The 22,243-nt window shown below is 69.2% G+C and carries 22 protein-coding genes; 11 read left to right on the forward strand and 11 right to left on the reverse strand.

Features of this window, described 5'->3' with window-relative positions; translation table 11 throughout:
* The first annotated feature begins 21 nt into the window (after positions 1-21).
* Positions 22-369 (forward strand): GFA family protein, encoded by a 348-nt coding sequence (locus LQ772_RS02405; RefSeq protein WP_231323660.1) that lies wholly within the window; start codon positions 22-24, stop codon positions 367-369.
* Here LQ772_RS02405 and LQ772_RS02410 read toward each other — a convergent pair.
* Positions 366-605 (reverse strand): hypothetical protein, encoded by a 240-nt coding sequence (locus tag LQ772_RS02410; RefSeq protein ID WP_231323661.1) that lies wholly within the window; start codon positions 603-605, stop codon positions 366-368. The genes LQ772_RS02405 and LQ772_RS02410 overlap by 4 nt on opposite strands.
* 72 nt (positions 606-677) lie before the next feature.
* Complete coding sequence (locus tag LQ772_RS02415) at positions 678-1,151, reverse strand: GNAT family N-acetyltransferase (RefSeq protein WP_231323663.1); 474 nt, start codon at positions 1,149-1,151, stop codon at positions 678-680.
* A gap of 127 nt (positions 1,152-1,278) precedes the next feature.
* Between LQ772_RS02415 and LQ772_RS02420 the strand changes: the two genes are divergently transcribed.
* Together LQ772_RS02420 and LQ772_RS02425 are read left to right on the forward strand one after the other, a co-directional pair.
* Positions 1,279-1,788 (forward strand): RidA family protein, encoded by a 510-nt coding sequence (locus tag LQ772_RS02420; protein WP_231323665.1) that lies wholly within the window; start codon positions 1,279-1,281, stop codon positions 1,786-1,788.
* Between the two features lie 65 nt (positions 1,789-1,853).
* Positions 1,854-2,459: an HAD family hydrolase gene (locus LQ772_RS02425; RefSeq protein ID WP_231323667.1), complete on the forward strand. Its 606-nt coding sequence runs from the start codon at positions 1,854-1,856 to the stop codon at positions 2,457-2,459.
* 60 nt (positions 2,460-2,519) lie between these two features.
* On the opposite strand, the gene LQ772_RS02430 is transcribed toward LQ772_RS02425, so the two are convergent.
* The 4 genes from LQ772_RS02430 to LQ772_RS02445 all read right to left on the reverse strand — a co-directional run bounded on the left by LQ772_RS02430 (position 2,520) and on the right by LQ772_RS02445 (position 8,520).
* Entirely contained in the window at positions 2,520-4,475 is a 1,956-nt protein-coding gene (locus LQ772_RS02430) for a CocE/NonD family hydrolase (RefSeq protein WP_231323669.1), read from the reverse strand.
* Between the two features lie 344 nt (positions 4,476-4,819).
* Complete coding sequence (gene otsA, locus LQ772_RS02435; protein ID WP_231323670.1) at positions 4,820-6,205, reverse strand: alpha,alpha-trehalose-phosphate synthase (UDP-forming); 1,386 nt, start codon at positions 6,203-6,205, stop codon at positions 4,820-4,822.
* A gap of 69 nt (positions 6,206-6,274) precedes the next feature.
* Positions 6,275-7,129, reverse strand: a complete 855-nt coding sequence (otsB, locus tag LQ772_RS02440; protein WP_231323672.1) for a trehalose-phosphatase — start codon at positions 7,127-7,129, stop codon at positions 6,275-6,277.
* Positions 7,130-7,197: 68 nt separating this feature from the next.
* Positions 7,198-8,520 (reverse strand): hemolysin family protein, encoded by a 1,323-nt coding sequence (locus LQ772_RS02445; protein WP_231323674.1) that lies wholly within the window; start codon positions 8,518-8,520, stop codon positions 7,198-7,200.
* A 165-nt stretch (positions 8,521-8,685) separates the two neighbouring features.
* Here LQ772_RS02445 and LQ772_RS02450 point away from each other — a divergent pair, with 165 nt between their 5' ends.
* Together LQ772_RS02450 and LQ772_RS02455 are read left to right on the forward strand one after the other, a co-directional pair.
* Positions 8,686-9,315, forward strand: coding sequence for a DUF47 domain-containing protein (locus LQ772_RS02450; RefSeq protein ID WP_231323676.1), 630 nt, complete (start codon positions 8,686-8,688; stop codon positions 9,313-9,315).
* A gap of 10 nt (positions 9,316-9,325) precedes the next feature.
* Positions 9,326-10,447 (forward strand): inorganic phosphate transporter, encoded by a 1,122-nt coding sequence (locus LQ772_RS02455; RefSeq protein ID WP_231323678.1) that lies wholly within the window; start codon positions 9,326-9,328, stop codon positions 10,445-10,447.
* Positions 10,448-10,543: 96 nt separating this feature from the next.
* On the opposite strand, the gene LQ772_RS02460 is transcribed toward LQ772_RS02455, so the two are convergent.
* A complete protein-coding gene (locus tag LQ772_RS02460; RefSeq protein ID WP_231323679.1) occupies positions 10,544-10,948 on the reverse strand; it encodes a hypothetical protein in 405 nt (134 codons plus the stop codon).
* Between the two features lie 64 nt (positions 10,949-11,012).
* Between LQ772_RS02460 and LQ772_RS02465 the strand changes: the two genes are divergently transcribed.
* The 4 genes from LQ772_RS02465 (at position 11,013) to LQ772_RS02480 (ending at position 15,845) form a co-directional block, all read left to right on the forward strand.
* Positions 11,013-11,351 (forward strand): MGMT family protein, encoded by a 339-nt coding sequence (locus tag LQ772_RS02465; RefSeq protein WP_231323681.1) that lies wholly within the window; start codon positions 11,013-11,015, stop codon positions 11,349-11,351.
* Between the two features lie 150 nt (positions 11,352-11,501).
* Entirely contained in the window at positions 11,502-13,316 is a 1,815-nt protein-coding gene (recQ, locus tag LQ772_RS02470; protein ID WP_231323683.1) for a DNA helicase RecQ, read from the forward strand.
* A 289-nt stretch (positions 13,317-13,605) separates the two neighbouring features.
* Entirely contained in the window at positions 13,606-14,130 is a 525-nt protein-coding gene (locus tag LQ772_RS02475) for an FHA domain-containing protein (RefSeq protein WP_231323685.1), read from the forward strand.
* A complete protein-coding gene (locus LQ772_RS02480) occupies positions 14,115-15,845 on the forward strand; it encodes a protein kinase domain-containing protein (RefSeq protein WP_231323687.1) in 1,731 nt (576 codons plus the stop codon). The genes LQ772_RS02475 and LQ772_RS02480 overlap by 16 nt, the downstream gene beginning before the upstream one ends.
* A gap of 56 nt (positions 15,846-15,901) precedes the next feature.
* On the opposite strand, the gene LQ772_RS02485 is transcribed toward LQ772_RS02480, so the two are convergent.
* The 4 genes from LQ772_RS02485 to LQ772_RS02500 form a co-directional block, all read right to left on the reverse strand.
* On the reverse strand, positions 15,902-16,834 hold the full coding sequence (locus LQ772_RS02485; protein ID WP_231323689.1) for a LysM peptidoglycan-binding domain-containing protein: 933 nt from the start codon (positions 16,832-16,834) through the stop codon (positions 15,902-15,904).
* Between the two features lie 8 nt (positions 16,835-16,842).
* Positions 16,843-17,691, reverse strand: a complete 849-nt coding sequence (locus tag LQ772_RS02490; protein ID WP_231323691.1) for a PP2C family protein-serine/threonine phosphatase — start codon at positions 17,689-17,691, stop codon at positions 16,843-16,845.
* A gap of 201 nt (positions 17,692-17,892) precedes the next feature.
* Positions 17,893-18,315, reverse strand: a complete 423-nt coding sequence (locus LQ772_RS02495; protein ID WP_231323693.1) for a DNA polymerase III subunit chi — start codon at positions 18,313-18,315, stop codon at positions 17,893-17,895.
* 57 nt (positions 18,316-18,372) lie between these two features.
* Positions 18,373-19,866, reverse strand: a complete 1,494-nt coding sequence (locus LQ772_RS02500; RefSeq protein WP_231323695.1) for a leucyl aminopeptidase — start codon at positions 19,864-19,866, stop codon at positions 18,373-18,375.
* Positions 19,867-19,957: 91 nt separating this feature from the next.
* On the opposite strand from LQ772_RS02500, the gene lptF reads away from it, so the two are divergent.
* Entirely contained in the window at positions 19,958-21,070 is a 1,113-nt protein-coding gene (gene lptF / locus LQ772_RS02505; protein WP_231323697.1) for an LPS export ABC transporter permease LptF, read from the forward strand.
* On the forward strand, positions 21,070-22,167 hold the full coding sequence (gene lptG / locus LQ772_RS02510) for an LPS export ABC transporter permease LptG (RefSeq protein ID WP_425600820.1): 1,098 nt from the start codon (positions 21,070-21,072) through the stop codon (positions 22,165-22,167). Before lptF ends, lptG begins: the two co-directional genes overlap by 1 nt.
* The last annotated feature ends 76 nt before the right edge of the window (positions 22,168-22,243 follow it).

The following is a 22,243-nucleotide window of genomic DNA, read 5'->3' on the forward strand; positions in this document are numbered from 1 at the left end:
GCCACGGATACAGGATCGACCATGCGCTACCACGGCAGCTGCCATTGCGGCCGCGTCGCCTTCGACGTCGAGGGCGAGCTTGACCAGGTGATCGACTGCAACTGCTCGCACTGCAGCCGCAAGGGCTACCTGCTCTGGTTCGTGCCGCGTGGCCAGCTTGAGCTGGCCACGCCGGAAGCCGACATGGCGACCTACACTTTCAACAAACATGCCATCGAGCACCGCTTCTGCCCGCAATGCGGTTGTGCGCCGCTGGCGTTCGGCACCGCGCCGGATGGCCAGTCGATGGCCGCGATCAACGCGCGCTGCCTGGAAGGACTGGACCTGGCTGCACTCAAGCGCGTGCCGGTGGACGGACGCAGCTTCTAGCGCGTCCTGCCGATCGCCCCGCGATCGCGCGCCCTCGTGGCGGGGGGCGACGTGCGCCCGCCGTCGATCACCTGATGGCGCTTTTGCTCCCGCGCCCGACGAAGCTCGTTGGTGTAATGGAAGGCCAGCAGCCGGGCGCGTACCTCCGGCGGTGCATACAGCAACTCGCAGTCGGCCCGCAGCGGGCCGCTGGCGAGCATGCCGGCGAGGGCAAGGAACAGGAACGGTCGTGGCATGGCGTGGCTCCGCGGTGCGGGCGGCCATCCTCCGGCCGCGCCCTGGTGGCGGCCATCCGCGTCTTGCGCTCGTTACTGGACCGGCTTGACCATCCGCAGCAGGTCGACGCCGTAGCCGGCGGCCTCGTAGATCGCGCGTGCCCGCTCGTTGCCCGGGAAAACCGCCAGGGTGATCAGCGCACAGCGGTGTTCGCGGGCCCACGCCTCGGCGTGGGTCATCAGCGCCTTGCCCACGCCGCGGCCTTCATGGGCGGGCGCCACCGCCACGTTGTTGATGTGGCAGTTGGTGCGGCCGGTAAAGAAGTCCTGCGTCTTCTGCAGTTCGATGAAACCGACCACGGTGCCGTCGCCGTCTTCGGCGATGAAGAGGAAGTCGTTGGCGGTGCCGTCCTCGAGGTGGCGCAGCAAGTCCTTGCGGATGCCCTCGATGCACGTGTGCCGTTTGCGCCAGGGCGGGAGGGGAAACTCCACGAAACGCGGGACCAACCCGAGGATGAAGTCGTCGTCGTCCTCGGCCAGGCGGATCAGGAAATTCGAATCGCTCATGCGGCGGTCGTTCGGTTGGCAACGATGGAGCGGTTCTACCACCGAGCAGGCGCGGCGGGGAAGTCCCGCCGCGCATCTTGCCGGGCTTTGCTACGGTGCAAGCATCTTCCTCCCAGAAGGAATACCGATGAACGGACGTCCATCCGCGCCCCGCGCCTCGCGCAGGCCACTTACCCTGCTGGGCTGCATGGGGCTGGTCCTCGCCGCTGCCGTGCAGGCCCAGGACACACCGCAGGCCATCAACCCGCCGGAGCTGCCGCCAGCGCACGGCTATTCGCACGTCGTGGTCGCGCCGCCGGGGCGGATGGTGTCGATTTCCGGCCAGGTCGCGATGGACCGCGAGGGCAGGGTGGTCGGCGAAGGCGATTTCCGTGCCCAGTGCGTGCAGGTGTTCGAAAACCTGCGCATCGCGCTGAGGAGTGCGGGGCTGGACTTCAAGGACGTGGTGCGCACCGACATGTATGTCACCGACCTTGCGCACCTGGACGTGTTGCGCGATGTGCGGGCGCGTTACCTGCCCGCCGACGCGCCGGCCACCAGCACGCTGGTGAAGGTCGACGCATTGTTCCGGCCCGAACTGATGATCGAGGTAGCCGCCGAGGCGGTCCAGCCGTCCGGGCGAAAACCGCGACGCTGATCCGTATCGCCCAGGCTGCCCGTGCAGCAGCGCTAGAATCCGCCGACGCAAAAAAGGACTGATGCGTGGCGAACCTTGCGCTGTTCGACTTCGACGGAACGATCACCACCCGCGAGACCATGGCGGCCTTCATGTATCGCGCCGTACCGGCGCGCCGGCAGGCGTGGGGAAGGCTGCTGCTGGCTCCCTGGGTCGCCGGCTACAAGTGTGGCGTGGTCTCGGGCGTGGCGGTGCGCGCCGCCGTGGTGCGAGTCGGCTTCGCCGGCGTGGCGCTCGCGAGCGTACAGGCCCACGGCGCGGCGTTTGCCGACGAGGCACTTCCGCCGCTGCTGCGGCCGGAAGCGATGGCGCGCGTCCATTGGCACCAGCGGCAGGGCGACACCGTGGTGGTGGTTTCCGGCGGGCTGGACGTCTATCTCGCGCCCTGGTGCCGCCGGCACGGCCTGGCGCTGGTCTGCTCCACGCTGGAACATCGCGATGGGCGCTTCACCGGCCGATACCTGGGCGCACAGTGCGTGAACGAGGAAAAGGCCCGGCGGGTACGCGCCCATTACGACCTGGCGAGGTTCGGGCACATCTATGCCTATGGCGACACGCACGAGGATCTTGCGTTGCTGGATCTCGCGCACCACCGCTTCTATCGCGGCCAGGAACAGTTGGCGCACGCCTGAGCGATCGCCGTACGGCTCCCACCCGAATCCTTCCCCCGCGTGGCGGGGGAAGGACCCGCGTCAGCGGCTCACGACCGGCAGCGCGATGAAACTGGCCCTGCCCGGCGCGTGGTACACGCGCTGGGTTGCCTTCACGTAATCGGCCGCCTTCGCCTTGAAGATGTTCGCCACGTAGGTCTGCGGGTTTCGGTCATACAGCGGAAACCAGCTCGACTGCACCTGCACCATCAGCCGGTGGCCGGGCAGGAAGACGTGGTTGGCGTTGGGCAGGCTGAAGCGGTAGTCCAGCGGCTGGTTGCTGGCCAGCGGCGCCGGCTTGTCGAAGCCGGTGCGGTAGCGGCCGCGGAAGATGTCCATCGCCACCGCCAGCTGGTAGCCGCCCATCTGCGGCTGCTCGGCGACCTGGTCGGGATAGACGTCGATCAGCTTGACCACCCAGTCGCTGTCGGTGCCGCTGGTGGAGGCGACCAGATGGACCTCGGGCGCGCCGGCGATGGTCAGCGGCGCGGTCAGTGGCTCGGAGACGTAGGTCAGCACGTCGGTGCGGCCGGATGCCTCGCGCTGGTCGTCCACCAGCCACTCCTGCCAGGTCTGGCCATTGTCGTACCCGACCGGCTGGATCGGGCGGGCACGGAACGGCACCGGATGCGCCGGGTCGGACATGTACTCGTCATAGGCGGCGCCTTGGCCCGGCGCGTCGAAGCCCAGCGCATGGTCCGGCTCCAGATACAGTGCGCGGCTCGTGGTGGCGCAACCCTTGGCGCACGCCAGCGGCCAGTGGTCCAGGCGCTGCCAGCGGTTGGTGCCGGTCTGGAAGGCGGTGACCGGCGCGATGTCGGCCCCGGGCGCGCCGTCCTTCAGGTATTGCGCCAGGAACGGCCGCAGGATCTGCTCGCGGAAGTATTTCGCGGTGTCGCTGCCGAAGCGGATCGCGCCCAGCGCGCTGCCCTCGTCGATCTGCTGCCCGTGGTACCACGGCCCCATCACCAGCCTGACCATGGCGCCGCCGGTGTCCTTGGGCTTGATCGCGCGGTACACCGCCGTTGCGCCGTAGATGTCCTCCTGGTCCCACAGGCCGTGCACCAGCATCACCGGGACCTTCAACGGCTGCTTCGCCAACAGCTTGTCGACCGCTTGGTCGGACCAGAACGCGTCATAGGCGGGGTGCGCCACGATCTTGTTCCAGAAGCCCAGCTGGCCCATGCCGTACGCCTCGCCCATCGCGCCGGCCGAACCGTAGTGCATGAACAGGTCGTATTCGTCGTGGAAATTGGTCCACCAGCGGATGGCGTTGTCCCGGCTGGCTTCCTGCTCGTAGATGTAGGACATGTTCTGCTGGCGGAAGGCGCCGTTGTGGAACCAGTCGTCGCCCATCCAGCCGTCGACCATCGGATTCATCGGCACCGACACCTTGAGCGCCGGGTGCGGGTCGATCAGCGCCATCAGCGGCTCGAAGCCGTCGTAGGAGATGCCCAGCGTGCCGACCTTGCCGTTGGACTCGGGGACGTTCTTCACCAGCCAGTCGATGGTGTCCCAGGTGTCGGTGGCGTCGTCCACGGGCGTCGGATTGAGCGTCCCGTGGACCGGGCGGTTCATCACGAAGTCGCCCTCGGAGCCGTACTTGCCGCGCACGTCCTGCACCACGCGGATGTAACCGTCCTCGACGATCACGTCGGTGGCGTTGTCGTAGCCCTGGAGCATCGGCGCCAGGTGGCCGCTCATGGTGTGGCTGGTCAGCGCATCGGCATCGTAGGGCGTGCGGGTGAGCAGGATGCCGGCGTGCTTTGCGCCCTTCGGCACCAGGATCACGGTGTGCAGCTTCACGCCGTCGCGCATCGGGATCATCACTTCGCGCCGCTCGTAGTCGAAGCCCGCGGTGGCGGGCGTGAAATGCGCTGGCGTTTCGCTGGGATAGTTCGGGTAAGCCGACTGCGGCGCGTTGGCGGCGGGCAGGGCGGCGCTGGCGGCGAACAGCAGGGCCAGCAGGATCGGTCGGACGACGAGGCGTGACTTCATGGCGGGCTTCCCTGGGGCAACCGGGCTAGCGTAATCGGATCGGGGGCGGGTGTGCGGGCGGGTCGCACAACTCGGGGCGGGGCGCTTGGGAGATGTGGCGCCCAGGGCGAACGGACTTCTTGTTCGGCGCGCGTGCCAAAAGCCGCCCGCGCTGGGCTGGCTGTCCGGGAGCACCTGGCCGCTCCCGGACAGCCGTTCGTGCATGGCGCAGGGCAAGTGCCGACGTGGAAGCGCCTGCGGCAAAGCATCCAGCCCCCCCTCTCCGCCCGGGAGGGGTGCCGGCCGGCCTGCGAGGGCCCGGTTGAGCGGTTGCCAAAGTGCAGCGGGAGCGCAAGCCCGCCCGATCAACTCGTCAACGCATGCAGGAAGGCAATGCGCCACGCGGTCAGGTCATGCCGCTGCAGCACGTCCATCATCGACCGCCACCGCGCGATCCGCTCGCGCAGGGGCATCGCCAGCGCACGCTCCAGCGCATCGGCCACCTCGACCGTATCGGCAGGATTGACCAGCAGCGCCTCGGTCAGCTCCTGGGCTGCACCGGCGAAGCGCGACAGCACCAGCACGCCCGGATTCTTCGGATCCTGGCTGGCCACGTATTCCTTGGCGACCAGATTCATGCCGTCGCGTAACGGCGTGACCAGGCCCACCCGCGCCACGCGGTAGTAGCCGGCCAGCAGGCTGTGCGGAAAGGACTGGTTGACGTAGCGGATCGGTACCCACTCGGGCGTGGCGAACTTGCCGTTGATGTGGCCGGCCATGCGCTCGAGCTCGCGACGGATCAGGCGGTATTCGGGCACCGCGCCGCGCGAGGGTGGGGCGATCTGCAGCAGGGTGACGTGGCTGTGCAGCGCGGGCGAGCGCTCGAGCACGTGGGCCAGGGCTTCGAAGCGCTGCGCCAGGCCCTTGGAGTAGTCCAGCCGGTCGACGCCGATGACCAGGTCGCGCCCGTCCAGGCTCTGCTTGAACTCGCGCACCGCGTCTTCGCCCATCGCCTTGCGCGCCACGTCGGCCACCTCGGCGGTATCGATGCTGATCGGGAACACGCCGGCGCGGAACAGGCGACCATTGGCCGCGCGCAGCCGGCCGCCCGGGCGCATCGCGCCGCCGACCTCGTGTAGGAAGTAATCCTCCAGCGCGCGCAGGTCGCGCGCGGTGTGCAGGCCGACCAGGTCGTAGCTGGCGAGCGTTTCGAGCAGCTCGCGGTGCTTGGGCAGCGCGATCAGCAGCGCGGCTGCCGGCAGCGGCGTGTGCAGGAAGAATCCGATGCGGTTGCGCACGCCGCGCTCGCGCAGCATCGCGGCCAGCGGGATCAGGTGGTAGTCGTGCACCCATATGATGTCGTCCGGCTCGAGCAGCTTGACCAGCTCGTCGGCGAAGATCGCATTGACCCGAAGATAGCCTTCCAGATGGCTGCGCTGGTAATCGACCAGGTCGGGCCGGTAGTGGAACAACGGCCACAGCGTGCGATTGGCGAAGCCGGCGTAGAAGTCGTCGTGGTCGGCGCGCGAGAGGTCGATGGTGACGTACTCGATCGCGCCGTCGCTGAGCCGGTGCAGTTCCTCGGCGGTATGCGTGGCGAGCTTGCCGCTCCAGCCGAACCACAGTCCACCGCGCTCCTGCAGCGCCGCGCGCATGGCCGAGGCGAGGCCGCCGGTGGCCGTCTGCTTTGGCATGGCGACGCGGTTGGAGACCACCACCAGCCGGCCGGGCTTCTTGCCGGTGCGCGTCATCGTGCGCCACCGGTGCGCGCGCGGGCGGTCCGCGGCGCGGTGGTACGACAGGCGCCGGTCAGGTCCAGCTCAAGGCTGGCGGTCGGGTGGTTGTCCTCCGCCGTTGTCGGCATCGATCGGTACTCCCTGTGCAAGGTCTTGTCCGTGGCCGGGTGCGTCCCGCACCCGCTCCAGCCAAGCCTGGACGGCGGCCGGGCTAGGCAGCGTGAACCGGGCATGGCTGGGCTCGCGTTCCCCGACCCGCACGCTCATGCCGCCAGCGCGGTTGACCGCGTCGAAAGCGTGCTCGTCGGTCAGGTCATCGCCCAGGTACACAGGGGTGCGGCCGGCGAACGGCGGCTGCTGCATCAGCTCGTCCACGGCACGGCCCTTGTCCATTCCGGTCGGCTTGAACTCCATCACCAGGTTGCCCGGCTGCAATTCGTAACCGGGCAGGTCGGCGGCGACCGCCTCGGCCGCCGCGCGCAGGGCCGGCAGGCGGTCCGGATCGCGCCGGCAGTGCAGCGCCATCGCGTGCTGCTTGTCTTCCAGTTGCACGCCATCGAGCCGATCGGCCAATGCCTGCACCGCGGCGCGCATGCGCGCCTGGTCGGCCGGATCGGCGGCGAGCTCGCGGTGGCGACCGTCGCCGTAGCGCAGCTCGTAGCCGTGAAGGCCGGCAAGCGCCCAGGCCGGCGTGTCGAACAGCCGGTCCAGATCTTTCACGCCGCGCCCGCTGACAAGCGCCAGCGCGCCATCGAGCCGGTCGTGCAGCGCCTGCAGGAGCGCGCGCAGTCGGGGGGAAACGAATACCGCGGCCGGATCGTCGGCGAATTCCAGCAGGCAACCGTCCACGTCGAGGAACAGGGCCCAGCGCTGGCCCGGCCGGGGCAACGGTGGCGCCGGCAGGGACGGGCTCACGCTGGCGGACTTGGACGAAGACATCGGTCCGAGACTAGCAAAGGGGAACGTGAAAGGCCGAACGGGGCCGACGCCGTTGCAGGTTCGGCCAGCTACTGCTCGTCGTCGGCCGCCTCGATGCGCGGGGCCGGCGTCACCAGCAGCTTGTCGATACGCGCACCATCGAGGTCGACCACCTCGAAGCGGATACCGCGCCAGGCGAAGACCTCGCCCACCTGCGGGATGTGTCCCAGCGCGGTCATCACCATGCCGGCGGCGGTACGGAACTCGTGCTCCTCTTCGCCGGGCAGGCGCTCGACGTGGAGCAGTTCACGCAGGTCCTCGGTGGAGAGCGAGCCGTCGACGAGCCAGCTGCCATCCTCGCGCGGCACGATCGGCGGGTGCTCTTCGTTGCCGCCGTGGCCGAGCTGGCTGGCGCCGACGACCGCCGCGAGCAGGTCGTTGAGCGTGACCAGACCCTCGATGTCGCCATACTCGTCCACCACCAGCGCCATCGGGGTTTCGGCGTCGCGGAACTCCTCCAGCAGGTCCATCGCGCGCGCCGTGGCCGGCACGTACAACGGCTTGGCCAGTTGGCGGAAAAGTTCCGGCGTGTCACCGGTCATGCCGCCGATCAGGCTCTTGACCTCCAGCACGCCGACCACGTCGCTCTCGTCGCCCTGGTACACCGGGTAGCGCGAGTAGGGCGTCTCGCGCATCACCGCGGTGTTCTCTTCGCTCGAGGCCGTCTGGTCCAGCCAAGCGATACGCATGCGCGGGGTCATCACGCTGTCGACGGTGCGGTCGCCCAGGCGCAGCACGCGATTGACCATGTTGTGCTCATCCGCGTCGAGCACGCCCTGCTCGGCGCTCTCGGCGACCAGCAGGCGGATTTCCTCTTCGGTGACCCGTCCCTGGCCCTGCCGGCGCACGCCGAACAGGCGCAGCAGAAAGCCGCTGGAAACGTTGACCAGCCACACGAACGGCGCGGTGATGCGCGCCAGGATCAGCATCGGCACCGCGACCACGCTGGAGATGCGCTCGGGTGCCGACAGCGCCAGCCGCTTGGGCAGCAGTTCGCCGATCACCACCTGGATGTAGGAGATCACCACAAAGCTCAGTACGACGCCCAGGATGTGCGCGTAGGGCGTCAGCCAGTCGGCCGGGGTGCCCCGCAACGAGGTTGACAGGTGCTCGCCCAGCCGGTCACCGGCCAGGGCGCCGGTGACCAGCATCACCAGCGTGATGCCCACCTGCACGGTCGAGAGGAAATGCTCCGGCGCCTCGGCGTGGCGCAGCGCCACGCGGGCACGGCCGCTGCCTTGGGCCATCTGCTTGAGGCGGCTCTTGCGCGAGGCGATCAGCGCCATTTCCGACAAGGCGAAGAAGCCGTTGAAGACCGACAGAAGGATGACGAGCGCGATATCGGTCAGCATCGCGGCGGGTGACTTCGGGGTCGCATGGGTGCGCAGTGTACGGGATGCCCGGCAAGCTCGCAGTGGGGCGTGCATGGCCGGTGAAGGCCCGCGTCAGCCGTTGCCGCGGTGGCTCCTGTAACATGTCGCCTGTTTGACCCCTCACTCCGGCTTCCAGGCACGCGCATGTTTTCATTGCAGACGATTTTCGGTAAGGGCGACAAGTTCTACGGCCTGCTCGAGCAGAGCGCCGAGGCGGCGCATGGCAGCGCCAAGGCACTGCACCAGATGCTCGCCCACAAGGAGCGCGCGCCGGTCATGGCCGATTTCGCCGGTGCCCGCGCCCGCGAAAAGGCGCTCGCCGCGCAGATCAGCGAGGCGTTGGTCAACACCTTCGTCACCGCGCTGGATCGTGAAGACATCGAGGCCCTGAACTCGGCGCTGTACAAGATTCCCAAGACGGTGGAGAAATTCGCCGAGCGCTACTCCATCGTGGCCGAGCGCGTGGCGGACGTGGATTTCGCCCAACGCGCCTGCGTGCTGGAGGAGTCCACTGCGGTGGTCAGCGAGATGATCGGCGAGTTGCGCCGCGGCCTGCACATCGACCCGGTGAGGAAACTGCAGGATCGCCTGCAGGCGCTGGAATCGGAGGGCGATCGCATGCTGCTGGCGCCCTACCGCTCGCTCTACGTCGAGGGCAGCGATGCGATGAAGGCGATGCTCGCCAAGGACCTGTTCGAGCTGATCGAAAAGGCGATCGACAAGTGCCGCGACGTCGGCAACATCGTCTACTCGATCGTGCTCAAGCACTCCTGAGGCCGCGCGCATGAGCCTGGGCCTGGTCTTCGCGGTGGTGCTGATCGCACTCGCCTTCACCTACATCAACGGCTTCCACGACACCGCCAACTCGATCGCCACGGTGGTGGCGACCAAGGTGCTGAGCCCCGGCCAGGCGGTCTTGCTGGCAGCAGTGACGAACCTCATCGGCGCCCTGTGGGGCACCGCGGTGGCCAAGACCATCGCCGCTGGACTGATCGACACGCACGTGGTCGACGCCGGCCCGCAATTGCTGATCTGCGCGCTGCTCGCCGCGACGGTGTGGAACCTGATCACGTGGTGGTGGGGGCTGCCGTCCAGTTCGAGCCATGCCCTGGTCGGCGCGCTGGTGGGCGCGGCGGTCGCCGCGGCGGGCGACAACTTCGGCGCGGTGATCTGGTCCCAGGGCGGCTGGTGGGCCGGCAAGGGCGTGATCCCCAAGGTGATCGTGCCCATGGTGGTCTCTCCTGTAATGGGCTTCGTCATCGGCTTTGCGCTGATGGGCGCGCTCTATGCGCTGTTCGCCTGGCTCGCCAACCGCAAGGGCTGGCTGCAGCGGCTGGGCCGCACGCCGTTCGTCAACGCCTTCTTCGGCAAGGCGCAGATCGTCTCGGCCAGCGCGATGGGGCTGGCCCATGGCATGAACGACGCGCAGAAGAGCATGGGCATCATCGCGCTGGCGCTGGCCGGCGGCACCGCGGCGGGGCAGATGGACCACCTCCCGCACTGGCTGGGGTTCCTGCGCGTCGCCGGCTCGGCCGAGGGTGGCTTCAACGTGCCGGCGTGGGTCGCGGTGGTGTGCGCGCTGACCATGGCGGCGGGTACGGCCGGTGGCGGCTGGCGCATCATCAAGACGCTCGGCCACAAGATGGTCAAGCTGCATCCGATCAACGGCTTCGCGGCCGAGGGAAGCTCCGCCGCCGTGATCCTCACCGCCTCGGCGTTCGGCATCCCGGTGTCGACCACGCACAACGTGTCCGCCTCGATCATGGGCGTGGGCGCGGCCAAGCGCTTCAACGCGATCCGCTGGTCGGTGGTCGAGCGCATGGTGTGGGCCTGGATCCTGACCCTTCCGATCACCGCGTTGCTGGCCTACGGTTTCGTGCGGCTCGCGCAGTTGTTCGCGCACTGATCCGGGATTTTTTCGTAGAAGCTGCGCTTGCGGCCGGTGCTCCCGGCGGAAAAGCACGCCGGCAGCGGCTTCACGAAAAGCCGCGCACCGTTTGCGTCAGAAGCTGTCGCCGCCGCTGGCGATGACCTGCTCCAGCTGGTCGCCGAGCTGGCCGAGTTCGCCGATCAGGCGCTCGAGCTCGCCGCCGTCGAGGAATTCGTAGGGACGGTTCTCGCACAGGTGCAGGTACGGCGAGCCGTCCAGATCGGCCACGGCGAGGAAGCCGGTGCGTTGTTCCCAGTTGAAGCGCAGGCAGCGGCGCGGATCGGTGCCCGCCAATGGGCCGATCGGCGTGGACAGGCGCAGGTAGCGACGGCCGCCCTCGTCCTCCAGTTCGGCCAGGTAGATGCCCTGGTGGCGCCCGAGCGGCAGGGCCAGATCGAAGCTGATCAGGTACGGATCGTTCTGTCGCAGCGCGTGCTGGCTGCCGACGTGGGAACGCACGGCTTCGAAATGGCGCATGGGCGGACTCCTTGATGCGACGCCGATGGTAACCTCCCGCCGCATCGTGCCCAAGTGACGAGCCATGCAGGAAAGCCACGCACGCGTCTACGCCGCCATCGCCGCCATCCCGCGTGGCCGCGTCGCCAGCTATGGTGCGATCGCCGTCCGCGCCGGGTTGCCGGGCCGCGCGCGGCTGGTCGGCAAGCTGCTGGGCGAGACGCCGGAGGGGATGGAGCTGCCCTGGTATCGCGTGCTGCGCGCGAGCGGGCACATTGCGTTGCCGCCGGGCAGTCGCGGCTTCCGCGAGCAGTGCCGGTTGCTGCGCGCGGAGGGCATCGACGTGGTCAATGGCCGCGTGCCCCTGTCGCGCTTTGGACTGGATGCGGACCTGGACCGCGCGCTTTGGGGCATGACGTTGTAGGTGGGCTTCAGTCCACCGTGACGGCTGGGACGCGGTGGGCCGAAGCCCACCCACGCAGCCGGCGACCTACAACCCGCATCCGGCTTTGCCTACCGCTACCGGCGTGTGTCGCGGACGGGCGCGACACGCCGCTTTGGTAGCATTCACCCGATGTCCTCCCGCGCCCTCGATCTTCTCCACAGCGTCTTCGGTTACGCCAGCTTCCGCGGCCAGCAACAGGCCATCGTGCACGCGGTGGCCGAGGGCGGCGACGCGCTGGTACTCATGCCCACCGGTGGCGGCAAGTCGCTGTGTTACCAGATTCCCGCACTGCTGCGACCGGGCACGGCGATCGTCGTCTCGCCGCTGATCGCGCTGATGCAGGACCAGGTCGACGCCTTGCGCGAGGCGGGCGTGGCCGCGGCCTACCTCAATTCCAGCCTGCCGCCCGAGGATCAGCGCGAGGTCGAACGGCGCTTGCTCGCCGGCGGCCTGAAACTGCTTTACGTAGCGCCCGAGCGGCTGCTCACGTCGCGCTTCCTTGGCCTGCTCGAACAGATCGACGTGGCGTTGTTCGCCATCGACGAGGCGCACTGCGTCTCGCAGTGGGGCCACGACTTCCGTCCGGAGTACCGCGAATTGGCGGTGCTGGCCGATCGCTTTGCGCAGATCCCGCGCATCGCGCTCACCGCCACCGCCGACGAGCGCACCCGGGAAGAAATCGTCGAACGGCTCGGGCTTGGCCAAGCGCACCGGTTCGTCTCCAGCTTCGACCGGCCGAACATCCGCTACCGCGTGGCGCTCAAGCACAATCCGCGCACGCAGCTGATGCAGTTCCTCGATGGCCACCGTGGCGAGGCCGGCATCGTCTATGCGCTGAGCCGCAAGAAGGTCGACGAAACCGCAGCATGGCTGGCCGAGGCCGGCATCGAGGCATTGCCGTACCACGCGGGCCTGGAAGCGCGGGTGCGCGCGGCCAACCAGCAGCGCTTCCTGCGCGAGGATGGCGTGGTGATGGTCGCCACGGTTGCCTTCGGCATGGGCATCGACAAGCCGGACGTGCGCTTCGTCGCGCACCTGGACCTGCCGCGCTCGATGGAGGGCTACTACCAGGAGACCGGCCGCGGCGGTCGCGACGGCCTGCCGGCGGAAGCCCTGATGCTCTATGGCCTGTCCGACGTGGTGACGATGAGCCAGATGATCGCCCAGTCCGACTCGGCCGACGAACGCAAGCGCATCGAACGGCAGAAGCTCGAGGGCCTGCTCGCCTTCGCCGAGGCCACCCGCTGCCGGCGCGAGCTACTGCTTGGCGCCTTCGGCGAGGACTACGAGGGACCCTGCGGCAACTGCGACAACTGCATCGAGGCGCCGAAGACCTGGGATGCCACTGTCCCTGCGCAGAAGGCGCTATCGGCGGTCTATCGCAGCGGGCAGCGTTTCGGCGCCGGGCATGTGATCGACATCCTGCGCGGCATCGAGGGCGAACGCATGCGCCAGCTCGGCCATGACAGCCTGACCACGTTCGGCATCGGTGCCGACATGGACGAGAAAGGTTGGCGCTCGGTGTTCCGTCAGCTGCTCGCCGCCGGGCTGCTGGAAGCCGACGCCGAGGGCTACGGCACCCTGCGCCTCACGACCGCCAGCCGGGCCGTGCTGACCGGCGGCCAACCGGTGCTGCTGCGGGAGGACGCACGCCCCGTGCGCAGCACCCGCCGCCGCCGCGACAGCCAGCTGGTGACCGGCGCAAGCCTGGGCATCGAAGCCTACGAACAACCCCTCTGGGATGCCCTGCGCGGCCTGCGCACCCGGCTGGCCAAACAGCAGGGCGTGCCGCCCTACGTGGTGTTCCACGACGCCACGCTGCTGGCGATGTTGCGCGCCATGCCCGCCAACGAGGATGAGCTGGCGGAGGTCAGTGGCGTGGGCGAGGCAAAGCTCAAGCGATACGGCCGCGATTTCCTGGCGGTGATCAACGCGCCGGAGTAGGAGTCCCGCGCTGCGGCCGGAACCCACCGCAGCCGCGTGACCGGCCTATACGCCGAATTCACGCGCTGCCGCACAGGTTCGCCGCGTCTTCAAGCGGGAATACGCTTCATGGACGCCCTGGATTGCGCTGATGGAGTGCGGAGGCAGAGCGTGACGCGTCGCCGTGGCCGGACTGGCTGTATGAACGTCGCCGCTCCCCAAGGGTTGCCAAGGGTGCGGTGCGAGCGTCCCGATGCCTTGATGACAGACGCTTGGTTATAGTGCGCGGATATCCCACCGAGGCATATCGATGGAAAGCCCTGGCCAGACACCCGTTCTTTCCCGCAGCAAGCGATCGTCTGGACCGCAGGGAACCCGGCTGTTCTCCGCCGAGGAACTGCGCCAGGTCGCCCGTGAGGCCGCGCCCGTCCTGCTCGGCCGCGCCAGCGCCGCCGCCCCGGTGCTGGAGGGTGCCACCGGCGCGCTCCAGGGCCAGCGCATCTCCCTGCGCTCGGGCCGGCAGACGATCGGCCGGCGCGGCGACAACGACATCGTGCTGGACGACCTGAGCGTGTCGGCCTCGCATGCCTGGATCATGAACCAGCAAAACCACTACGTGGTCATGAACACACTGTCGACCAACGGCACCTTCGTGAACGGCAAGCGCGTCCACGAGGCGACCCTGCGCCACGGCGACCGCGTCCGCTTCGGGCAGATGGAATTCACCTTCCTCACCCGCGAACGTGGTGCAGGGGCTGCGGCCCGGCACGCCTGGCTGGCGCTCGGCGCCGTGGCGCTGGTGGCGATGGGAGTGGCGGCATGGTGGCTGGCCTGACTCCAGTCGCCGAGGAACGGACCGTCCCGCCGACGGTGGGACGCTACCGTATCGAGGGCGTGCTCGGCGCCGGCGCGATGGCGGTGGTCTACGCCGGTTTCGATCCGGAAATCGAGCGCCAGGTCGCGATCAAATGCCTGCGCAACGCGGTGGCGGCCGATCCGGTCTATCGCGCGCGCTTCGTCACCGAGGCGCGCGCGGTCGGCCACCTGACCCATCCGCACATCGTCACCCTGTTCGACGTGGGCGAGATGGAGGACGGCCGCCCGTACATCGCGATGGAGCGGCTTTCGGGCGACACCCTGGCCAGCCGGGTGGCGCGCGAGGGCTTTCCTGCGTTGCCGGTGATCCTGGGCCTGGTCGAGCAGATCGCGGGCGCGCTTGATTACGCGCACGCGCAAGGGGTGGTCCATCAGGACATCAAGCCGGAGAACATCATGCTCTCCGACGGTTGGCAGCATGCCAAGGTGAGCGACTTCGGCATCGCCGAGCGGCGCGACCCGCGCAGTCCCGGCGGGCCGCGCCGGGAGGTCGGCGGCACGCCCGCCTACATGGCGCCGGAGCATCTGTCCGGCGAACGTACCGACGCGCGCAGCGACCTGTTCTCGCTGGGCGTGGTGCTGTTCTGGCTGCTGAGCGGCAAGCTGCCGTGGGAGGAAACCGGCGACGTCCGGCGCCTGCAGGCCGAGCGCCAGCGCGTGCCGCAGCCCACGCTGCAACTGCGCGACCCGTTCACGCCCTCGATCCTGCTGGACATCGTGCAGACGCTGCTCGCGCCCGCGCCGCAGGACCGCTACCAGCGCGGCGCCGAGCTGGTCGACGACCTGCGCCTGGCCCTGCGCGAGTACGAGCGCCTGCACGCGAAGCCGATCGCCACGCGGCTGATCTCGCTGCGCCTGCGTTGGGCCGGCATCCTGGCCGCGGTATTGAGCCTGACGCTTCTGATCGGCCTGGCCGCGATCTACACCCGGCAGAACGCCGCGGTTACCGGCCTGGCGCAGGACTATGGACGGTCGCTTGGCCGGATGGTCGCCAGCGAGGCGGCGGAGAACCTGCTGCTGGACGACCGCGCCGCCACGCGCGCGCTGGTGCAGGACATCGCGCGCAACAAGCAGATCTATTACCTGGCCGTGGCCAACCGCTACGGCGAAGTGATCGCCAGCACCCGCGCGGACGAACAGGACAAGCCGCTGCCGGAGCGCACCAACGAGGAGTTCCTGCCGGGTGCGGCCGACATCGCCAGCTACCGCGTGCGCCTGCCCGACGGCGACGACTCCGGCGAAATGCTCGTGTTCGACGTGCCGGTCAACTACCAGACCGCCAAGGTCGGCCAATTGCGCCTGGGCATCAGCGACGCGCCGCTGCGCGCCGCGCAGAAGACCACGCTCAAAGCCATCGTGGCCGTGCTGCTGGTGACGCTGGCGGCGGTGACCGGTGCCGCCTACTGGTTGTTCCGCCGCCTGCTCGGTTTGCTGGACGTGCTCGGCGAGGCGATGTTGCGGGTCGGCCGCGGCGATTTCGGCCACCGCATCCGGCTGGTGCGCCACGACGAACTTGGCCGCCTGTTCACCGCCTTCAACCTGATGTGCAATGCCCTGCAGGCACGCGAGCGACGACCGCGCCGGCCCACTTCCAAACCGACGGTCCCGCTTGAACTACCCACCCGGATCATGCCCACCGAGCAGCGGATGGAGGACGAGGCGACGCGGCATTAGCGGCGGGCTTGCCGGGCGCCGGAGCGGGATGGGCGCCCCCGCCATCCGGCATTCCCTCAGTACTGCTTCAACCGCTGCTTGAGCTCCAGCGCCCGCGCGCGGTACACCGTCGCCGGCTCGAAATCCGGCTCGATCGCCAGCACGCGGTTCCAGAGCGAGATCGCCTGGTCCAGTTGCTGGTCGCGGTACAGCACGATCGCGCGCTGGTGATAGACCGACACCAGCTGCTTGCGCAGCGCCTTGGCGTCCGCGCCGGAAGGCGGCAATCGCGGGTCGACGTCCAGCGCCTGGTCCATCCGTTCCAGCGCCTGGCTGTGCTGGCCCTTGTGCAGCAGCGCGAGGCTTTCGTCCTGCAGGTGGCGCGCCCTGGCCGTGCCGGAATCGTCGCCGGAAGATGGCGCTGCAGCCGTGGCATCGGGGGCCTGCACCGGGCCTTCCGGTCGCGTGCCGGCGGCCAGGCGCGAGGCGGGCACGCGCAGCGTCTGGCCCACGCGCAGCATCGACGGATCGGCCGAATCGTTGTAACGCGCCAGGATCAGGAACCGTCCGCCGTCCCCCAGGAAGCGGGCGGCCAGCGTGCTGTAGGAATCACCCGGACGCACCACGTACGGGCGCGAGGCGTGTCCCAGCGCCTCTTCCGGATCGACGGTGAGCTGGCGCAATACCGACTGGGCCGCGCGATCATCCGGGTAGACCTGCAGGTAGCGGCGCAGCTGCCGCTCGCCCTCGGCATAGTGGCCCGATTGCAGCTGGTCATTGATGATGGAAGCGAGCGAGGGCGGCGGCGCCTCGTCCGCCGGCGTGCGAACCGGCGCCGCGGCCGGCGCCGGCGTCACCGTTACCGCCGGCTTGTTGTGGCCGGTCATGCGCGCCTTCAGTTGCTGCAACTGGGCGCAGCCGCCCAGCCCGATCGCCAACAAGCCGACCAGCACCAGCAGCCCCAGTCGCTGGCCCTGCGCGACATTGCGCGCGTAATCCGTGTTCTGCACCGATTGCCTCATACCTGTCCGATACCCAAGTCGCCCGCCATGCGGCGGCGGGCAAGGCGCTTCCACAGTCCGCGACTGCGGGCGCGCAACCATTGCATCCAGCCTATCCGGGCGAAGATCAAGGAGACATTGTCGCCGTCCTCGCCACCGCGCTCCACCGCCTGTCCCAGCGCTTCGTGCAGCGCCTCGCGCTGGTTGCGCCGGCGGGCGAGCCGGGCGAGCTCCTCGGTCGACAGACGCTCCCACACGCCGTCGCTGCACAGCGCGAAGGACTGGCCCAAACGCAAGGCGGCCAGGCCGTGCTCGACCTGGGGCGGATGCGGCCCGCCCAGCCCGCGCAGCAGCATGTGCTGGTCGATGTCCTCGCCCATCGCCTCGGCCTCGAGTTCGCCGCGGGCCACCTTCAGCTGCACCACGCTGTGGTCCTCGGTGCGGCCGAGGAAATGTCCCCGCTGGAAGCGGTAGAGCCGGCTGTCGCCCACGTGTGCCCAGCAGGCGCGGCGTCCGCGGATCAGCAGCATGACGACCGTCGAGTGCGGTTCGGCGCCGATCAGTCCCTCGCCGCGCCGGCGCAGCTCGGCGTGGGCGGACTGGCAAAGCGATTCCAGGAACAGCGGGCCGGGTTGTTCGCGCCAAAGGCCTTGCTGCCACAGCCGGCGGGTGGCCTCGATGACGCCCGCGGACGCCAGCTCGCCGGCGCCATCGCCGCCCATGCCGTCGGCCAGCACCAGCAACCGCGTATCGGTGGCCGGGTCATGCAGGCAGATGCAGGCGTCCTGTTGCGTGGCGCGCCCGCCGCGTGCGCGGCCGGCCACGACCGACGGCACCGCCTGCGCTTCCTCGATCCCGTGATCCATCGTCCGGCCCCTGTCCGAAGATGGCCAAGAGCATACCGCTTGGGCCGGCGCGGTGCGGACCCACCAGGCTTCGCGGTCCCTGCAGGAGCGCACCCGTGCGCGACCGGGGTATGCGCAAACAGCGGGTCCGCCGGTCGCGCGCAGGTGCGCTGCGGGAGGCAAAGGTGCCGACGTGCCTGACGCTCCTGGCGGAGCGCGCGCCTACATGTCGAACTTGGCGAGCTGGAAGCCGCGTTGGTGGTACTCGCGCCAGCGTTCGCGCGAGCCGGTGCGCTCGGCTTCGTCGGCGGCCACGACTTCCAGCACGCGCTCGAAGCGGCCGTTCGGGCAGGCGTCGCGCAGGTTGATCAGCAGCGGGCGGTCGGCGGTGTCGATGCCGGGCGGCACGATCAGCACGGCGGTGTGCGCGTCGTCGTCGTCGCCGGCCAGCTGGTGCGGGATATAGGCGTCGCTGTCGAAGTCCCACAGCAGTTCGTCGACCGCCTCGGCCTGCTCGAAATCGCGGGTGAGGATCAGGGTCGGCTGCTGCGCCGCATAGGCGCGTCGCGCCAGTTCGCACACCAGCAGCAGAGGCTGCTCGCGGAAGCGCGGTTTGTCGATCAGGTAGAAGTCGGCGCGGGGCATGGTCGACTCGGCAGGATGTTTGGAAGGCCGGCGCCGCGAGTGCGGCGCCGGCGGCGGTCAGCCGGCGCGATCGATCAGCCACTGCGCCAGCAGCGGCACCGGGCGACCGGTGGCCAGGCCCTTGCGGCCCTCGTCCCATGCGGTGCCGGCGATGTCCAGGTGCGCCCAGCGCTGGCCTTCGGTGAAGCGCGACAGGAAGCAGGCGGCGGTGATCGCGCCGGCGCTCTTGCCGCCGATGTTGGCCACGTCGGCGAAACCCGATTCCAGTTGCACCTGGTAGTCGTCCCACAGCGGCAGGCGCCAGGCGCGGTCGAGCGTCTGCTCGCCGGCATCCAGCAACTCGGCGGCCAGGTCGTCGTGCTTGCTCATCAGGCCGGTGGCGTGCTTGCCCAGCGCCACGACGCACGCGCCGGTGAGCGTGGCGGCATCGACAATGGCCTTGGGCTGGTAGGTCTGTGCCGTCCAGGTCAGCGCGTCGCACAGGATCAGGCGACCCTCGGCGTCGGTGTTGAGCACCTCGATGGTCAGGCCCGAGAGGCTGGTGAGCACGTCGCTGGGACGGTAGCTGTCGCCGTCGGGCATGTTCTCGGCCGAGGGCACCACGCAGACCAGGTTGAGCTTGAGCCCCATGTTGACCGCGGCGACGAACGCGCCCAGCACGCCGGCCGCGCCGCCCATGTCGAACTTCATCTCTTCCATGCCGGCGCCCGGCTTGAGGCTGAGGCCGCCCGAATCGAAGGTGATGCCCTTGCCGACGAACGCGTAGGGCTTGTCGCCCGCGGTGCCGCCCTTGTACTCCAGCGCGATCAGTCGCGGCTTGTTCGTCGAGCCGCGGCCGACCGCCAGCAGCGACCCGAAGCCGAGCTTTTCCATTTCCTCGTGGTCGAGCACGCGGCAACTGACGCCCTCGCTGGCCTCGGCGAACGCCTGCGCGCGCGCGGCGATGTAGGAGGGCGTGCAGATGTTCGGCGGCAGGTTGGCCAGTTCGCGGGCGAAGCGCACGCCCTCGGCAATGGCCACCGCCTGGTCGAGGCCTGACTGCGCCTCGTCGCCGGCGGCGAAGGCGACCGACTTCAGCTCCGGCTGCGCGCTCTTCTCGCGCGGCTTGAAGGTGGCGGTGTAGCGGTAGGCCGCGTGGTCGGCGGCCAGCGCCGCGATGCGCACGCGCCAGGCGGCGTCGCGGCCGGGCACCTCGACCTCGGTCAGGAACGACACGGCCGAATCGACCGGGAGCTTGCCCAGCGCGCGGACCGCCTCGAGGTTCACTTTCTGGAAGCGCGCCGCGTCGAAGCTCTTCTGCGCGCCCAGGCCCACCACCAGCACGCGACGGGCGGCCACGCCGGCCGGCGCGAACAGCACGCTGACGCTGCCGGCCTTGCCGTTGACGTCGCCGCTCTCGACCTGGCGCTTGATCGCGCCCTCGGCGGCGCCGTCCACGCGGGCGGCGGCGCTGGTCAGCAAACCGTTCTCGTAGACGCCCACCACCAGGCAGGGCGTATCGACGGTTTCGGGCGAGGTGCTGGCGGCGACCAGACTGAACTGAAGCGTCATGAAGTGGGTCCTGCGAGTCGGGAAAGGTGCGGACCGGCTAGACTTGGCGCTTTAGCGCCGGCCTGCGGTGCGAGACCTTCAATCCTATCGCATGCTGAGCATCCTCGACCGATACTTCCTGCGCGAGCTGGCCCAGACCGTGGCGGCCACGGCCATCGTGCTGGTCGCGATCATCACCGGCACCACCTTCGCCAAGGTCCTGCAGCAGGTGGCGGGCGGAAGCTTCCCCGCCAGCGTGATGTTCCCGGTGCTGGGCCTGCGCACGCTCGATGGCCTGACCAACCTGCTGCCACTGGCCGGCTTCCTCGGCGTGATGATGGCGCTGGGACGCATGTACCGCGAAAGCGAGATGCACGTGCTGGCTTCCTCCGGCATGGGGCCGCGCGGCCTGCTCAAGCCGGTGGCGATCCTGGCCGGCATCATCGTGCTGGTCACCGGCGTGGTGTCGCTGTGGCTCGGACCATGGGCCGTGCGCACCGCCGATGCGCTGGTGGCCGAGGCCAATCGTTCGGTGATCGCCGCCGGCCTGGATGCCGGCCGCTTTACCGAACTGCCGGGCAAGGGCGGCATCATCTTCGTCGACCGCCTGAGTCGCGACGGCAGCGTGCTGGGCAAGACCTTCGTCGCCACCGAGAGCGAGGACAGCGACGGGGTCCGCCAACTCAAGGTGGTCACCGCCGCGGGCGGTCAGCTGTACCAGGAGAGCAGTGGCGAGGGCCGCTTCATGGCGCTGCGCAACGGCTGGCAATACAAGATTCCGCTCGGTCGCGACGACTGGTGGCGCATGCAGTACGCGCGCAACGACGTGGCGCTCTCCGACGTGAAGGCCGATGACGAAGAGGATCCCGCCCACTCCCAGGGCACCTGGGCGCTGGCCACCTCGCCGTCGCCCGACGCGCGCGCCGAGTTCGCCTGGCGCATCCATGCGCCCCCGATGGCGTTCGTGCTGCTGATGCTGGCCCTGCCGCTGTCGCGACAGAGCCCGCGCGAACCGCGCTACGGGCGCATCCTGCTGGCGCTGCTGGGCTTCTACTTCTACTACCTGTTGCTGGCGCTCGGACGCGCGCAGATCGGCAAGGGACATTGGGCCAATTCGATGCCGCTGCTGCTGGTGCACCTGCTGGCGCTGGCGCTGGCGGGGTGGCTGTTCTGGAAGCAGCACGCTCCCAGCAAGCCGCGCGGCCCGCGCAAGGCGGTGGCGTGATGGGCTGGACGATCAAGCGGGTCGACCGGCTGGTCGGCCTCACCGTTCTTGGTTCGCTGCTGACCACCTGGCTGGTGTTGACCGGCTTCGACGTGGTGACTCAGCTGCTGCGCCAGCTCGGATTCGTGGGGCGCAACGGGTTCACCACGTTCGACGCGGTCAGCTACGTGCTGGTCACCGTGCCGCGGCGGCTGTACGAGTACTTCATCTTCGCCGCGGTGATTGGCGGCCTGATGGGGCTCGGCAACCTCGCCGGCAACGGCGAGCTGACCGCGCTGCGCGCCGCCGGCATGTCGCGGCTGCGCATCGCCGCCTCGGCGGCAGGCGTGGTGGCCGTGCTGATCGTGGGCGTGACCATCCTGGGCGAGACCGCCGCGCCGTGGGGCGACCAGAAGGCGCAGGCCATCCAGCTGCGCATGAAGGCCAACCACCTGGGCCTGTCCGGCAGCACCGGCCTGTGGGCGCGCGACGGCAAGCGCATCGTCAACGCCAAGGCCACGCTCATCAAGCAGGTGGAGGGCCACAACGTGGTGCAGCTGGCGGACGTGCGCGTGTTCACGCTGACGCCGGATGGCCAGATCAACCGTTTCGACTGGGCGCAATCGGCAGAGAACGACGGTCGGCAGTGGGTCCTCAAGGGCGTGCGCACCACCACCCTCGGCGCCAACGGCACGCACACGACCACCCGCGCCAGCGAGCGCTGGGACTCGCAGCTCAACCCGCGCGTGCTCGAACAGTCGGTGACCCAGCCGCAGTACCTGCCGATGCGCGACCTCTATCGCAACATGAGCTACCTCGAGCGCAACGGGCAGAGCCCGGGCGTCTACGCAGTGACCTTCTGGGGCCGCGTGCTGTATCCGCTCAACGTGCTGGTGCTGGTGTTGTGCGCGATGCCGTTCGCCTTCGGCGCACTGCGCTCCGGCGGGCTGGGCAAGCGCATCTTCGTAGGCATCCTGCTGGCGATCGGCTGGTACTTCCTGCAGAAGGCGCTGGTGAACTTCGCCACCATCTACGGCGTGCCGCCGCTGCCGGCCAACCTGCTGCCCGCGGCAGTGCTGGCGCTCGGGGCGTGGCTGTATTTCCGCAAGCGCAGCTGACGCCCCTGCAGGAGTGCACCCGTGCGCGACCGGGATCATGACGGTCGAGCACAGATGCGCTCCCGCAAGGGCCCGG

Origin of the sequence: Frateuria edaphi, assembly GCF_021117405.1 — a bacterium.
Taxonomy (GTDB): domain Bacteria; phylum Pseudomonadota; class Gammaproteobacteria; order Xanthomonadales; family Rhodanobacteraceae; genus Frateuria_A; species Frateuria_A edaphi.